Origin of the sequence: Vallitalea pronyensis (assembly GCF_018141445.1) — a bacterium.
In the GTDB taxonomy this organism is placed as follows: domain Bacteria; phylum Bacillota; class Clostridia; order Lachnospirales; family Vallitaleaceae; genus Vallitalea; species Vallitalea pronyensis.
On sequence record NZ_CP058649.1, the window covers coordinates 6,188,325 to 6,204,577 of the forward strand.

The following is a 16,253-nucleotide window of genomic DNA, read 5'->3' on the forward strand; positions in this document are numbered from 1 at the left end:
TGATCTATATTCATGTATCAATTCTAGTATATCATTGTTAATAACTCGATAATCGTGTTATACTGATATAAAATATGCGTATCTTTGGAAAATTAGGAGGAAGCCATGTCCGAACATCTTATGTCGTCTCAACATAACGAAATACAGGTACTCCACGCCATATCCAATGACTGGAGTATGGTTAATGCTCATTTTCACGACAAGTATGAATTAAATCTCTCTATCTCTGGCGGTAATCGCTTCTTTGTTAATGATACCGTCCACATTACTGAGCCAGGGGATTTATTCTTTTTGAGTCCCGAAGACCTTCATAAAAATCTGGTACCACAACATGTAACTTATGAGCGTTATCTTATTTTTTTCACACCAAAGTCCATGGCATGTTTTGACACCTGTGGTACAGACTTATTCGAAATATTCAAGCGTCCTCACCCTGAGTTTAACAACAAACTGTCCCTTAATCAAGAACAATTACTGGAAATCACTACCCTCTTAGATGATATCATCTACCATGCGACATGCAGATATGCCAATCTTATACTCTACAAAAAAATAAAAGTGGCGGAACTCTTGCTTTTAATCCACAACATCTACCATAATCATAGGAACCCTTATCCCATGAATCCAGATACCATAAGCAAAAAAGTCCACTCCATTATCGATTACATTAACCTGCATCTATCTTCTAAGCTAACCATTGACCATCTTGCCAAGCAATTTTATATAAACAAACACTATCTCTGTGACATTTTTAAGAAAGAAACGAATTTTACCATTAACCAGCATATTACCAACAAACGGATCATTAAATCAAAAATCCTGCTAAAAAAAGGTTTGACCGTCACAGAAGTTACAGCCGCTATCGGCTATGAAAACGATTCCCATTTTATTCGCACCTTCAAAAAACTTGTGGGAATAACCCCCAAACAATATGCTTTAAAACATCCTCATACCAAGGACAACCTTTGATGTAAGCACAGAGCCAAAAATGTTCTGACGTAGGACTTTATATAGATTTTCCTAGCATAAGCGGTGTCTCCCAAATCATGTGAGACACCGCTTATATATTATTATTTTATGAATTAGAGGTTTCAGCTAGACTACCTGTTGTTTTTTCAAAGTTTTTGAAGGCAATGGATAGCATCAGTTTAATCCGATTAAGCTGATTCACTTCACTTGCTCCAGGGTCATAGTCAACCACAAGCAGATTGGAATCCTTATACTTTTCTTTTAGTGCCCGTATCATCCCTTTACCTGTTACGTGATTGGGCAGGCAAGCAAAAGGCTGCATACAGACGATATTCTTAACGCCACTATCTAATAATTCTATCATTTCCGCAGTTAAAAACCACCCTTCTCCAGCATGATTACCTAGGGAAAGGATTTTCTCTGCTCCTTCTGCCAACTCCTGTATGGTTCTACAGTCTTCAAATCGCTTACTCTTTTTAAGGGCTTCTCTTGAATACTTTCTAAAAGCTTCCACGTAGCGAATCCCTACATTAGATGCTAACGCATGCCATTTGCTCTTACCAAGGTATTTACTCTTAAAATTCGCATTAAACACACTGTATAGAAAGAAATCGATAAGTCCAGGTACAACCGCTTCTCCCCCTTCACTTTCAATCACTTTTACAATCTGATTATTAGAATGGGGGTTGAATTTAACAAATATTTCACCTGTTAAACCAATCCGAGGTTTTTTAATAGAACGAAGGGGTATCTTATCAAAATCATCCACAATACCTTGAATGATATCCTCTTTGATAAAACTATCATTCGTGATATTCGCTATACAAATCTGTTTCCATTTAGCATGGAGCTTCTCCACAGAACCTGGTATCTGCTCATAAGGTCTTGTGCGATAGATCAATTGCATGAACAGGTCACCATATAAGATGGACATGATCATCCGATTAATCATGGTAATGCTCAGCTTAAACCCAGGATGCCGTTCCATGCCCACAGCATTAAGGGATAATACGGGAATATGACCAAAACCTGCATCCCGTAAGGCTTTTCTAATAATGGCTATATAGTTTGTAGCTCGGCATACACCACCTGTTTGGGATATGATAACAGATGTATTTTTAGGGTCATAACCATCATGTTTTAGTGCACATAGAATCTGACCGATAATCATGATGGAAGGGTAACAGGTATCATTGTTGACATATTTTAATCCCTCTTCCATGACCCTTTCATCCACACCTGGAAGGATTTTCAGCCGATAGCCACAGCTTTTTACTGCCTCCTCCAGTAATTCAAAATGTATAGGCGATAGCTGAGGTGCAAGGATGGTATGCTTTTTCTTCATCTCCCCAGTAAACAGCACCCTTTTTGGAAAATCATGTATCAGCATAGGCATGATCCTGTTTTTTTCTCTTTCTTTCATGGCCGCCTTTAGAGAACGAAGACGTATACGTGCTGCTCCAAGGTTATTCACTTCATCGATTTTGATTAATGTATAGAGTTTATTATTGTTTTCCAATATCTCCGCTACCATATCTGTTGCAATGGCATCTAAACCACATCCAAATGAATTAAGCTGTACCACTTCCAAATAATCCGTTGTGCTGACGAAACTGGCTGCTTTATAAGCTCTTGAATGATAAGTCCACTGATCCACCACCCTAAGGGGATTATCGATCTTACCTAAGTGAGCAACGGAATCTTCCGTCAATACAGCCATACCTAGATGATTAATCAATTCTGGAATACCGTGATGAATCTCTGGGTCAATATGATAGGGCCTGCCACATAATACAATTCCCTTCTTCCCATGAAGTCTCAGGTAGGCTAAAGTTTCTTCACCTTTTTTTCGAATATCTTCCTTAAATATCTCATTTTCTTCCCAAGCCAAGCTCAGGGCTTTGTCTACTTGTTTCTTACTGACACCATACTTCTTAAAGGTATCATACAGCACCTTTGATAGGGCGTGCTTATTGTCCAAGGTAACAAAGGGGTTAATGAAATCTATATGTTTCTCTTTTAATATGTCCATGTTGTTCCTGATGACTTCTGGGTATGAAATCACCAACGCACAATTCAAATGATTATCGCTATGACTAAACTCCTTCTTCTCATAGAAAATACAGGGATAAAAAATCATATCCACTTCTTGTTCAATCAAACTCATCATATGACCATGGGTTAACTTTGCTGGGTAGCAGGCTGATTCGGACGGTATAGTTTCCATGCCTTTTTCATAGATTTTTTTATGACTTCTAGGGGATATCTGAACACGAAATCCTAATGCTGTCAGGAATGTAAACCACAGAGGATAATTCTGGTAAATATTCATCACCCGAGGTATGCCAATTACTGCTTTAGCTTGTTCTTTTTTTATAGGCTCATATTGGAATAAACGCTTGTATTTATAATCGTATAAATTAGGTAATTCATTGGATGCTGTCTCCTCACCACTACCCCGTTCACAACGGTTGCCGCTGACGAAGCGAGAACCGTCTTCAAAAGTATTGATGGTTAAAAAACAATGATTAACACACAGATTACAACGTCTATGATCCACTTTACTTGTAAAATCAGTCAGCTTCTCTTGTGTGAGTAAACTGCTCTTTTCGCCTTCAACATAACGCTCTCTTGCTAATAAGCCACAGCCATATGCGCCCATCATCCCAGCAATGGTTGGTCTTACTACTTCTCTTCCCGAAATATGTTCAAAACTTCTTAGTATGGCTTCATTATGGAAAGTACCACCTTGGACAATGATTTTATCGCCCATTTCCTCAGGATTTTTGATTTTAATTACCTTTTGCAAGGCATTGTTAATCAAAGAGTAAGAGAGTCCAGCAGATATATCGCCTACCGTAGCCCCTTCTTTCTGGGCTTGTTTCACTCTTGAATTCATAAATACGGTACATCTGGAACCAAGGTCCACCGGCTCTTTCGCAAATAAAGCTTTTTCACTAAAAGCTTCTACTGTTAGATTCAGCGATTTAGCGAAGGTCTCAATAAAAGAGCCGCACCCTGAAGAACAAGCTTCATTGAGCATGATATTTTCTATAATACCGTTTTTTACTTTCAGACATTTCATATCTTGTCCGCCAATATCCAATATAAAATTAACACCAGGTAAGAATTGCTCTGCTGCTTTGTAATGGGCTACGGTTTCAATCTCACCAATATCAATTTTTAATGCACGTTTAATAAGACCTTCGCCATAACCTGTTACAGCTGACTTTGCAATGACTGCACCTATAGGTAGTTTATCGTATATATCCTTAATCACGTCAATGACAATCTGAAGGGGCCGCCCTTCGTTACTGCTATAATGATCATAGAGTATCTGTCCTTCATCACCTACTAAAACAACCTTTGTGGTTGTGGAACCCGCGTCAATACCCAAAAAGCACTTACCCGTATAGGCAGATAAATCTTCTTTCCTCACACCTGCTGCCCCATGTCTTTTTCTAAACTGTTGAAGCTCTTCTTCATTAGAGAATAAAGGTCTTAGACGCTTTACTTGATAGTCGTTACTCTTCTCTAATGCATCCATTCGCTCATAGAGCTCTTTAAATGGAAATGGCTCATTCTCTTTGGAACTAATGGCTGTCCCTATGGCAATAAAATAGTGTGAGTTAAGGGGAAATATGATTTGATCTTCCCTTAAGTGCAGGGTTTCAACGAATCGCTTTCTTAACTCGGAAAGAAAATAAAGGGGTCCTCCCAGAAAAGCTACATTTCCTTTAATAGGCCTTCCACAGGCAAGCCCACTAATGGTTTGGGTAACAATACTTTGAAAGATAGAGACAGCGATATCTTCTTTTGCAGCACCTTCATTAAGCAGTGGCTGCACATCACTTTTAGCAAAAACACCACATCTTGCGGCAATGGGGTATATGTTTTTATAATTTTTTGCAAGCTCATTAAGTCCATGGGGGTCTGTCTTAAGTAAGGATGCCATTTGATCAATAAATGCTCCTGTACCACCTGCACAAGTACCATTCATGCGCTGTTCAACACCATTTGTAAAATAGATAATTTTGGCATCTTCTCCTCCAAGTTCTATAGCTACATCCGTGTCTTCTGCCAATCTCTCCGTGGCAAATGTACACGCAATAACCTCCTGAATAAATGGCACTTCCAGACGTTCCGAAACAGATAATCCTCCAGAGCCACTGACTTTGAAGGTCATATAACAGTCGCTATATGCTTCGTAAGCTTCCTTGATCAATTCCTTGACGCTATTTTTAATATCGGCATAATGCCGCTTGTATTTGCTGTATATGATTTGTTCTTCTTGATTAAGTATGACAATCTTAATGGTTGTTGAACCTACATCTAAGCCAACATGTAATATTTCCATCTTCTTTACACCTCTCCCTATACGATCAATCGTTAACCGTTGTCACTTTGGGTTAACCATCATATAGAGACTTCCCAATTTTGAGGTGTTTTATAAGCATAGAAAGCAAACAAATAGCCCACCAACTGAACGAGATAATCAGATGATGAGCTATTCACTTTGTACCTATCCACGAGTAAGATTGCTTATTAAAAGGCTTTTTCTTCTTCATTTTCTATTTCATGGGCCATTTTTTTAACCACGTCATACAGAATATCTGCGGTTATTCCCCATATCAGCTCACCTTGGTAATCGTACACATAGATTTCATGAAGGCTTGATCCCCATGTACCTGCATAGCGATTAGGCAGACCTAATTCTTTAACAGGCAATAAGGTCTTATGTTGACCATCTTCATCAATGATATAGGAGGCTTGTTCTACTTGAATATGATATAGTTGAGGTTCATGATTCATAAAGTGAATCAGGGGCACAAGGAGGAGTTTTTCTACTTCTCGATGGTCCGGTTCTAATGCATGCAGATCATCAATGGTTAATTCAGCGATAAATGGCTCGATGATCACACCGCTTCTTCCTATATAGGTATCCAACTTTCCAAAGACTTGTATCTGTTGGCGGGTAATCCCGATTTCTTCTATGGTTTCACGTATTGCTGTTTCCATATAGGAACTATCTTGTTTTTCATGACCTCCCCCTGGGAAGCAGATTTCGCCACCTTGACGAATATCTTTTGCTCGTTTTTGTAATAAAACATACCATGCTTCTTGATGTTTAACGAAAGGAATCAAAACAGCGGCATTTAAATAGCGGTCACGGCGAAAAATACCGTGACCGTCGGATACCTCTTTATGATTGACAATTCGCTTTAATACATGATCATTCATATCTGTTCCTCTTCTCAACCTACATCTACTATTTCCACTTTATCTTATAACAACGTCACGTTGCGAAGCCGTTTACTTCTCATTTCCCAATACATCCATTCTATCCATAAGTCCTGTTTTACAATAGGGCAAGAGGAAGCATCTTTCACATTTTGGGCTTCTGGCAGTACAGATAGCTCGTCCATGGGCAATGACTTGGGTATTATACCGAATCCAATGTTCTTTCGGTAATATCTTCATTAAATCAAATTCAATTTTTACCGGGTCATCATAAGGTGTGAGCCCAAGTTTTTTTGAAATACGTTTTACGTGTGTATCCACTACAATGCTGGGAATATCATAGATATTTCCCCGAATGACATTGGCTGTCTTACGCCCCACACCGGCAAGCTTCACCAAATCTTCTATATCTTTTGGCACATGTCCATCATGGTCCACAAGCAACGCTCTGCAACATGCGATAATATTCTTGGCTTTGTTGCGATAGAAGCCTGTTGAGCGAATATCTTGTTCCAGTTCTTCTTGTTCCACTTCAGCAAAGTCCTTAATGGATGTGTATTTCTTAAACAGGTCCTTGGTAACAATATTCACCCGATCATCTGTGCATTGGGCACTTAATATGGTAGCAACAAGTAATTGCCAAGGGTTTTCATGGTCCAAGTAGCACTTAATATCCTTTGGATAATGTTCATCTAATAAATTAAGAATCCTTTTTAATCGTTTATTATCGGTCATCCTAACACACCCTTCCAGTTAATTGTTAATTTCCTGGGAAATATTTACATTTCCTGGGAAATATTGTAAATCAATTCTACAGTCCTATATGTTGCATTATTTCTAAAGATATCACGTGTATGATAATCAAATAAAACCGCATTCCTACGCCATTCTAGAGGCTTCTTAAAATCCTTCGACCATTTTATAATGTCTATAGGAAATATTTCCAAGTGGGTCATACGACTTTTTTGTTTGGCCGTATATTGCTCTAGGTGTGGCAAGTACTTCTTGGTGTTTTCTTCATCTCTATAGAAACGTATAACAGCTTCTTTATAAGCTTCTTGACGTTCTAACCAATGTGGAAATTTCTTAACCTTTTCTTGAAGGTACATATCAAATTTTAATATATGCATGAACTCTTTTTCATTAGAAGGAATGGTATCTTTATAAAATTCCAACAAAATGGTATATAGCGTTACTTTATTATGATTGCTTACATGCAGATTATGATCTAACCAATAATCCCCCAATGCTTCATAAAATGCAAATGGCGTCTTAAAAAACGTCTCTATATATTTTATCGCAAAATAGAAGTTTCCGCTATTATAATATATTTCCACCATTTCCTCAATCATCTTCAAACGCAGTATGTCATCGTAAGATAACTTATGGGTTTTTAAAACTTCATAAGGTGCTTTTTCTTTATAAATAATGCCAAAATCCTCCGCATCTCTTTTTAATCCTGAACCATTCAGAATTTTTAAGAATCCCAATTGAAGTTGATGAGGTTCTAAAGCATACACATCGTTAAAGGAACGACCAAATGAATCGTAATCTTCATCAGGTAATCCTGCGATCAGGTCCAGATGTTGATGAATATTATTTCCCTCTTGAATGGCTTTTACCTTCTCAGCTAACTTTAAAAAATTGGTCTTTCGCTGAATGTGGTGGATGGTGGTTTCATTGGTTGATTGGACACCTATTTCTAATTGAAACAGTCCCGGACGTACTTGTCTAAGCAACTCAATCATGTCCTCATCTAATAAATCAGCAGATATCTCAAAGTGAAAATTCGTATAGCCGTTATCGTGTTCGTGGAGGTATGTCCATATACCTACAGCGTGTTTTTTATGACAATTAAAGGTCCTGTCCACAAATTTCACTTGCATGACACGGGCATCTAAGAATTGTTGTAGCTCCTTGAACACATGGTGCAGCGATTTCATGCGCACACCCTTTTCAATAGAAGATAGGCAATATTGGCAGTTAAAGGGACACCCTCTTGAGGATTCATAGTAGATAATCCGGTGGTCAAACCCTTCAAAACCATCTTCATAGACAAAAGGTAAATCATCCATGAGTAGCGGTTTTCGTGGTTTATTGGTATGCACTGTATCTGATTCACGATAAACAATACCATCTATATCCTTTAAGTTACCTTCTTCATGGATATAATAGGCCATTAATTCTTGAAATGTTTCTTCCCCTTCTCCAACGATAATCACGTCTACCTCTTTATAAGAGCTAAGCATTTTCTCTCCATCATAGGAGACTTCAGGTCCACCTAAAATAATGGTGGTATCCGGTGCAATCTTTTTATAATCTGTAATCAGTTCTTTAATCATTTCAATGTTCCATATATAACATGAAAAGGTCAGAATATCTGGCCTCATACGATATATTTCTTGCAGTACATGATCATAATGATTATTAATGGTATACTCCACAACCTGTACATGGTCTGTATAGGCCTTGCTATACTTGTACAAGTAACGAATAGCTAAATTAGAGTGTATATACTTTGCATTAATCCCTGTTAAGAGAACTTTTTTCATGATGTTGTCCTTTCATTTTGTAAAGCTTCTGTATGCCAGTGTACACTGGTTATAGAAAAGCTGCCTCTATTATAATCATCTGATTTAACCGACGATACAATCAACAAGGCAGCTTTCTTCATATGGTTATTGGTCTAGTGGTATGGTAACCGTTTTATTTTTTTCTCCGTCCTGAATGGATAGATGTAATTCTTGACCATGTAATGTAAAATCATCCACTATTCCTGTATACACATTTCTTTTTATACCTGTATTGAAGTTATAGGCATGAAGCCCATTATTTTTATAGTATAGGTGCTCATTCACCAGTACTAAATCCCGCCATTGTAGTTGCTCCATAACCACTTGCTGCTCATGGGTCTCAAGATTCTTTTTAATGAGAATACCTTTTTGGGTGGTTTCTTCTGTCACAAACAAGTAATATAAATATTGGGGTGTTGCATAGATAAATCGTCTCTTAATACTGGTTAGCACTTCTGTAGATGAACCATCTAGCTTCACACGCAATACTTTTGGATTATCCAAGCTATCTTCATAATAAATCCATCCATCAACAATGGCTCCCAACCTCATGCAATCACTTGATAAGGTTATTACTTGATTCGTTTCCATGTCTTTCTTAAATAGATGGTGTGCGCCATCATAACAATAATATATGGTATTATCTTGAACTTTAAAATCAAATGTACGCACATTGTCTTCAAGAACATGTATGGCATTTTCTATCTTATGGTCATTCATATGATAACGGTTGATAGATGGACGATAATTGCCCTTGCTATCAAAACTCGAATAATAAATCCAGTCATCTTCTATCTGAAAATCCATAATCAGTTGGTCGATAACTAATGCCATCTCATTGTTTTTTTCGTCATAGCCATAGAGATACCCTACTTGATCATCAACCTGATAGACAAAGTACTTCCTATGATCAGAAGATTGCTTCTCTATATCATAGAAAACTTTGTAGGATAATTCGTCCACGTATTTTTCTAACACATAGTAACTGCCTCCTTCAGAAGCAATGTGCATATATAGTATACCATCCATGATGGTAATGTCCACTAAATCCATGCTGACAATATCTAGAAACTTACTTATTTTAGTATCGTTATGGATGCTGTACAGTAAATTAGCTCCCTGTTTTATAACATAATAAACCTGCCCTTTATTGGCATAATGATCGTTTTCATAATTGAAGATATCTTCTTGATGGGCATAGATATCCACTACAGGATAATCCGTTAGGCGTTCTTTACCTGTTCCATCATCCTGAATACGATAAAGCCTGCCTAAATCGTCTTCGTTTTTGTAATAGATTGTGTCACCGATGACGTCATATTTTGTTGTAAACAAATCAATGTATCGGGGTATACTGTTATGGACATCAAGGATACCCATACGCTTCCGATTATCAAGAAAATAAAGACGATCCTGGGTTCTTTTAATATTGGTAACCGGTATATTGGTTATGTTAATATGCTGACCGGTTCCACGGTCATAAGCATATAACCGAAAACCCTCTTGAATATCTGTATAATAAATCATGTCCTTGTAGCTCATAAATGAGCCAATCATTTTATCGAGAACCAATGCTTTATCATTGGTCGTAATATCCAGTTCATAGAGTTTCTTATCCTTGGCATCTGTATAGAGTATTTTCCCATGTTTACTTTCAAATAGCTGAATGGCAACATCGGATAATTTTTTGCTGGAGTCATCATCCTTCAATTCAAATAACTTATAAGCCATCTGATGGGATACATTCTCTTCCATATCCACATTCTTGGTGATTATCCTATCATCCACTTCAATAAACATTCTGGCTAAATACTCTTCGCCAGTACCTAAGACGATTTCTTTTGTAGATAAATCTTGATGAACACGCCATATGCGGTTATGTCCATAGAAATAAATCTTATCGTCTTTCTCATAGTAGTGGTTTAGATAAGAGTCTACATATATCTTATGTGTATCTCCTGTATGGATATTGACTTGGTAGAGGTCGTCCCCTTCATTGTAATAGATGCTATCTTGCCATATAAACGTATTGTCCAAGCGTTTATCGATAACGACCTTTTCCTCAATACCTTTTAAAGACATGCTGTATAATTTATCATCATTGTAATATATCTTATGATTCTTCACATCAAACCTTGGAAATTCCCCTTCCGCTATAAGGTATTGATTGACACCATCTTCCGTTATACTGAACAAACCTTCACTGGTACTATAGTAGATAACATGGTCAAAAACCTTCATATAACAGACCTTTTCATCACTGGATACGACTTTCATATTCGCTGACCCATCAAGATTAATCCGGTAGATATTATTTTCAAAAGCATAAATAATGTAATCGTCGCTTTGCTGAAACATCTCTACATTCTCTTCAACTAGCACTTCTTTTTCTGATCCATCCCATTTCACTCTTGCTAATTTAGCAGGTGTATGGGGCTGGGTTGTATCGAGATAATAAACCCACTCTTTTAAATCATGAAAGCCTTCCATGCGCGCATCTACAATTTTGGTAAGACCTGAACCATCCACATGCATACGGTAGATTCGATGACGGTCATCCGGGTTGCCAAAATATATCCATTCATCAAAATTAATGGCTGTCGCAAACAACACGCCATCTTTGTCTTCATTGGATACATTTGCACTTGATACCACATGATTCACAACTTTATCGTCCGATTTGGTTTTATGATCATCCTTTTTACTTTTACAGCCTATGGATAAAAGACTTATCATGAGGATTGTCGTAAAAAGAAATAAATATCTTTTGTACATCACCAGTTCCTCTCCTTCTAAGAAGGTAGAAATACCTTATTATGGTAGTTTTATCTTATTGTATCATATAGTTTTTACAATTGTATTAAATTTGTGTGTAAAGTTAAGTCAATTTATGAAACATTCTATTTAAATTGAGACACTTTAATAGGACTTATGCCTCTTCTTTTATATATAGTTATATTTTTTCCAGATTGCAGCAAGTTAATCATGTGTGTCAGTCATGAATGACAACTGTTGTGCCATCCGGTACATGGTCATAGAACCATTTCGCATCTTCTTCCCCTAGGCGAATACAACCATGACTTGCAGGTCCTCCTAATTTGTCTTGTTCTTCTTGGATAATTTCCCAATCTTTTGTTCTAGGAATGCCATGAAAGAGATACTGTTCAGTAATACGTACCCAGTGGGTTGCTCCTTCTTTGAATCGCTCAGAATAGAACCATTCTCCTCGGTTTTGTAATGTAAATGTACCCAGCACCGTAGGTTCATCAGGGGTACCACCTGAACAAATCATTTCTCGAATCACTTCATTATCTTCTCTTACAATGACTTTATGCCCTTCTTCTTTTAAGCTGACTTCTACCCATAAGCCTTCCATATCTTCTACCACATCATTCCCTACAAAGCGTGCATCCACATCCTTTACTTGATCCCTATCACAACTATATATTAAGCATACAATGATTCCCATAATCAGTAAAAATAGACCGAAACTCTTTTTCATGTAAACAACCTTTCACTATTTTGTTATCTAATTATATTCAAAGAACCCTTTTATAGAAGATAGATCTGCAACTTGATAGCTACCATCAGTCATTATGTTTCATGTCTATGCATATTATGAACGGCGATAAGGCGGTTTGATTATCTTTTTAATACGATTATTGACCACTTCCCAATTAATGTTATCGAAAAACACATCTATGTATTTCTTCCGATTAATACCGAAATCAATCATATAAGCATGCTCATAGACATCCATCACCAAAAGAGGGTTTCCATTGTATACGGAGCCGTTATCGTGTGAGTCTTGGCCAATAATACGTAATTTCCCATTTTTTTCGCTCTGAATGAGAACGACCCAGCCCCGCATGGATAATCCTGTACTTTTAAACATCTCCATAAAGATTTCATACGAACCAAAATCACGATTAATCATATGGAGTATTTCTCCAGATATATTGGATTTCTTGCCTGTTATATTGGCAAAGTACAATTGATGAAGAATGACGCCATTTAATGAAAAAGATTCACCTTTTTTCAGGCTTCGTAACGTACTGTACGTAGCATTTGGGTCTTTATAACTGCTTTTCTCTTTGAGTAATTGACTAATCTCCTCGAACTTATTGATATACCCTACATACAGTGCATAGTGTTCATCCAGTTGTTTTTTAGTCATACCTTTTACCGTACTAAAATTATAATGTTGTGGTTTATACATATCATCACCTCTTTGCATATTCTTTTACCATTATATGCCGAAGATAATTATTGTATTATTTTAGTTGGAATGATGTCATGTGTATCGTATTTGTTTCATACGATCGTCGCTTGAGTCGATGGAAGATAGGACATAGAAAAAAGATACTTCCGTATCTTTTCAAACTGGGTAGGCAGGATTCGAACCTACGCATACTAGAGTCAAAGTCTAGTGCCTTACCGCTTGGCGACTACCCACTATTATTTAATTAGAACACAAAAGCGCGAGACGGGATTCGAACCCGCGACCCTCGCCTTGGCAAGGCGATGCTCTACCACTGAGCCACTCACGCATAAGAGCGGGTGATGGGAATCGAACCCACGTATCCAGCTTGGAAGGCTGGTGTTCTACCATTGAACTACACCCGCATATTGAATTGGTGCCCAGAGGCGGAATCGAACCACCGACACGAGGATTTTCAGTCCTCTGCTCTACCGACTGAGCTATCTGGGCGAAAAAATAAGCTTTTCAAGTATACCAGATATTTGAAATACTGTCAATTAATTTTCGGCTTAAAATACAACGTATTTTAAACGATAAATTTCCTTACTTTGGCTTAAAATACAACGTATTTTAAACGATAAATTTCCTTACTTGGCTTAAAATACAATGTATTTTAAACGATAAATTTCCTTATTTAGCTTAAGATACAACATATCATAAGCCTTATTTATTATAATGCCGGAGACCGGAATCGAACCGGTACGATCGGTAAGGATCGCAGGATTTTAAGTCCTGTGCGTCTGCCAGTTCCGCCACTCCGGCATATAAACATAGTAATTTGTCATGTAAGACATTGCTTTGGTTATACACAACCAATAAAAAAGCTTTAATGGTAAGAAATTGTTTTGCTTTCGCAAAGCCAATAAAAAGCTTTAATGGTAAGAAATTGTTTTGCTTTCGCAAAGCCAATAAAAAGCTTTAATGGTAAGAAATTGTTTTGCTTTCGCAAAGCCAATTCTTAAATGGAGGGAGAAGGATTCGAACCTTCGAAGGCGGTGCCAACAGATTTACAGTCTGCCCCCTTTGGCCACTCGGGAACCCCTCCATAGAACATGATATATAATATCATATTTCACAAAATTGTCAATAGGTTTTAAGAAAAACTTAGAACAATCTTGTATAGCAAAATGATTCCTATGATAAACGTCGTCGCAGTTTCATGAATAGGTATATTAAACACCAAATGGTTTTAACGATTATGACTATAAATTTCTCATAAGAGCATTTATTTAATGCGTTATAAACTTCCCATGCAATTCTACTTTATCGTTTCAGCCTCAGCTGGTTCTTAACCTTCAGGTTCATGAACTTCTCATTCTTTTGCCTTTAATTAAGTTTAACGATTTTCCTTAGAAAGGAGGTGATCCAGCCGCACCTTCCGATACGGCTACCTTGTTACGACTTCACCCCAGTCATCGGCTTCACCTTCGACAGCTCCATCCATAAAGGTTTGGTCACTGGCTTCGGGCGCTTCCAACTCCCGTGGTGTGACGGGCGGTGTGTACAAGGCCCGGGAACGTATTCACCGCGACATGCTGATTCGCGATTACTAGCGATTCCAACTTCATGTAGTCGAGTTGCAGACTACAATCCGAACTGGGATAGCTTTTTTGGGGTTGGCTCCATGTCACCACTTCGCTTCCCTTTGTCACTACCATTGTAGCACGTGTGTAGCCCAAATCATAAGGGGCATGATGATTTGACGTCATCCCCACCTTCCTCCGAGTTGTCCCCGGCAGTCTCTCTAGAGTCCCCAACTTTACTTGCTGGCTACTAAAGATAAGGGTTGCGCTCGTTGCGGGACTTAACCCAACATCTCACGACACGAGCTGACGACAACCATGCACCACCTGTCTCTTCTGTCCCGAAGGAAAGTTCCGATTAAGGAACGGTCAGAAGGATGTCAAGATTTGGTAAGGTTCTTCGCGTTGCTTCGAATTAAACCACATGCTCCACCGCTTGTGCGGGCCCCCGTCAATTCCTTTGAGTTTCAATCTTGCGATCGTACTCCCCAGGTGGAATGCTTAATGCGTTTGCTGCGGCACCGAGGTTCGACCCCCGACACCTAGCATTCATCGTTTACGGCGTGGACTACCAGGGTATCTAATCCTGTTCGCTCCCCACGCTTTCGTGCCTCAGCGTCAGTTACAGTCCAGAAAGTCGCCTTCGCCACTGGTGTTCCTCCTAATATCTACGCATTTCACCGCTACACTAGGAATTCCACTTTCCTCTCCTGCACTCTAGCAAAGCAGTTTCAAATGCAGTCCCCAGGTTGAGCCTGGGGCTTTCACATCTGACTTACTCCGCCGCCTACGCACCCTTTACACCCAGTAAATCCGGATAACGCTTGCCCCCTACGTATTACCGCGGCTGCTGGCACGTAGTTAGCCGGGGCTTCTTAGTCAGGTACTGTCACTATCTTCCCTGCTGATAGAAGTTTACGATCCGAAAACCTTCTTCCTTCACGCGGCGTCGCTGCATCAGGGTTTCCCCCATTGTGCAATATTCCCCACTGCTGCCTCCCGTAGGAGTTTGGGCCGTGTCTCAGTCCCAATGTGGCCGATCACCCTCTCAGGTCGGCTACTGATCGTCGCCTAGGTGAGCCGTTACCTCACCTACTAGCTAATCAGACGCGGGTCCATCCTATGCCACCGGAGTTTTTACCACCAGATCATGTGATCCTGTGGTCTTATGCGGTATTAGCGCACTTTTCAGTGCGTTATCCCCCTGCATAGGGCAGGTTACCCACGCGTTACTCACCCGTCCGCCGCTGTCCACTTAAGGAATCACCCGAAGGATCATCCTCAAGTTTCTCGCTCGACTTGCATGTGTTAAGCACGCCGCCAGCGTTCATCCTGAGCCAGGATCAAACTCTCATGTTAAAAAGTTTTTTAACTTAGTTTTTCTTAGCTTTACTTTTAAGAAAGTACAATCTTAAAAGGTAAAGGTTAGAAAATCTTAGTTGAAAAACGCAATCTCTCAAGTAACCAGTACTCTTAAGATTCGTTGATCTTGACCAGACTAATCTGGCAATTTGTATTTTATAGACTACCGTCTCTTTGTTTGAGATTGTTAAGCTTCGCAAAACAATTCTCTGAATTTACAAAGGAATTATTTGGGTCAACTTTATTATCTAAAGTTGTTGTTTAATATACTATTCATTTTTCATTGTTCAAAAACTGCGTCGAAGACTATAATATCAAATATAG

The 16,253-nt window shown here is 38.6% G+C and carries 9 protein-coding genes, 6 tRNA genes and 1 rRNA gene; 1 reads left to right on the top strand and 15 read right to left on the bottom strand.

Going from position 1 to position 16,253, the window contains the following annotated elements; translation table 11 throughout:
* Positions 1-105: 105 nt before the first annotated feature.
* On the top strand, positions 106-969 hold the full coding sequence (locus tag HZI73_RS25760) for an AraC family transcriptional regulator (protein WP_212696195.1): 864 nt from the start codon (positions 106-108) through the stop codon (positions 967-969).
* 106 nt (positions 970-1,075) lie between these two features.
* Here HZI73_RS25760 and HZI73_RS25765 read toward each other — a convergent pair whose 3' ends face one another.
* The 15 genes from HZI73_RS25765 to HZI73_RS25830 all read right to left on the bottom strand — a co-directional run bounded on the left by HZI73_RS25765 (position 1,076) and on the right by HZI73_RS25830 (position 15,926).
* Complete coding sequence (locus HZI73_RS25765) at positions 1,076-5,326, bottom strand: 2-hydroxyacyl-CoA dehydratase (protein ID WP_212696196.1); 4,251 nt, start codon at positions 5,324-5,326, stop codon at positions 1,076-1,078.
* 188 nt (positions 5,327-5,514) lie between these two features.
* A complete protein-coding gene (locus HZI73_RS25770) occupies positions 5,515-6,210 on the bottom strand; it encodes an NUDIX hydrolase (RefSeq protein ID WP_212696197.1) in 696 nt (231 codons plus the stop codon).
* 72 nt (positions 6,211-6,282) lie between these two features.
* Positions 6,283-6,945 (bottom strand): endonuclease III, encoded by a 663-nt coding sequence (gene nth, locus HZI73_RS25775; protein ID WP_212696198.1) that lies wholly within the window; start codon positions 6,943-6,945, stop codon positions 6,283-6,285.
* A 44-nt stretch (positions 6,946-6,989) separates the two neighbouring features.
* Complete coding sequence (locus HZI73_RS25780) at positions 6,990-8,762, bottom strand: B12-binding domain-containing radical SAM protein (RefSeq protein WP_212696199.1); 1,773 nt, start codon at positions 8,760-8,762, stop codon at positions 6,990-6,992.
* On the bottom strand, positions 8,759-8,884 hold the full coding sequence (locus HZI73_RS26720; RefSeq protein WP_281418840.1) for a hypothetical protein: 126 nt from the start codon (positions 8,882-8,884) through the stop codon (positions 8,759-8,761). Before HZI73_RS26720 ends, HZI73_RS25780 begins: the two co-directional genes overlap by 4 nt.
* Positions 8,885-8,888: 4 nt before the next feature.
* A complete protein-coding gene (locus tag HZI73_RS25785; RefSeq protein WP_246552559.1) occupies positions 8,889-11,558 on the bottom strand; it encodes a DUF5050 domain-containing protein in 2,670 nt (889 codons plus the stop codon).
* Between the two features lie 217 nt (positions 11,559-11,775).
* Entirely contained in the window at positions 11,776-12,285 is a 510-nt protein-coding gene (locus HZI73_RS25790) for a L,D-transpeptidase (protein ID WP_212696201.1), read from the bottom strand.
* Between the two features lie 114 nt (positions 12,286-12,399).
* The gene (locus HZI73_RS25795) at positions 12,400-13,002 is read right to left on the bottom strand and encodes a superoxide dismutase (RefSeq protein WP_212696202.1); all 603 of its coding nucleotides are present in this window, start codon (positions 13,000-13,002) and stop codon (positions 12,400-12,402) included.
* 164 nt (positions 13,003-13,166) lie between these two features.
* Positions 13,167-13,238, bottom strand: a tRNA-Gln gene (locus tag HZI73_RS25800).
* A 23-nt stretch (positions 13,239-13,261) separates the two neighbouring features.
* Positions 13,262-13,333: transfer RNA gene (locus HZI73_RS25805), tRNA-Gly, on the bottom strand.
* Positions 13,334-13,338: 5 nt separating this feature from the next.
* Positions 13,339-13,409: transfer RNA gene (locus tag HZI73_RS25810), tRNA-Gly, on the bottom strand.
* A gap of 9 nt (positions 13,410-13,418) precedes the next feature.
* Positions 13,419-13,494 (bottom strand) — tRNA-Phe (locus tag HZI73_RS25815).
* 226 nt (positions 13,495-13,720) lie between these two features.
* Positions 13,721-13,806, bottom strand: a tRNA-Leu gene (locus tag HZI73_RS25820).
* Between the two features lie 201 nt (positions 13,807-14,007).
* Positions 14,008-14,089: transfer RNA gene (locus HZI73_RS25825), tRNA-Tyr, on the bottom strand.
* A 308-nt stretch (positions 14,090-14,397) separates the two neighbouring features.
* Positions 14,398-15,926 (bottom strand): 16S ribosomal RNA (locus HZI73_RS25830).
* Positions 15,927-16,253: the final 327 nt, after the last annotated feature.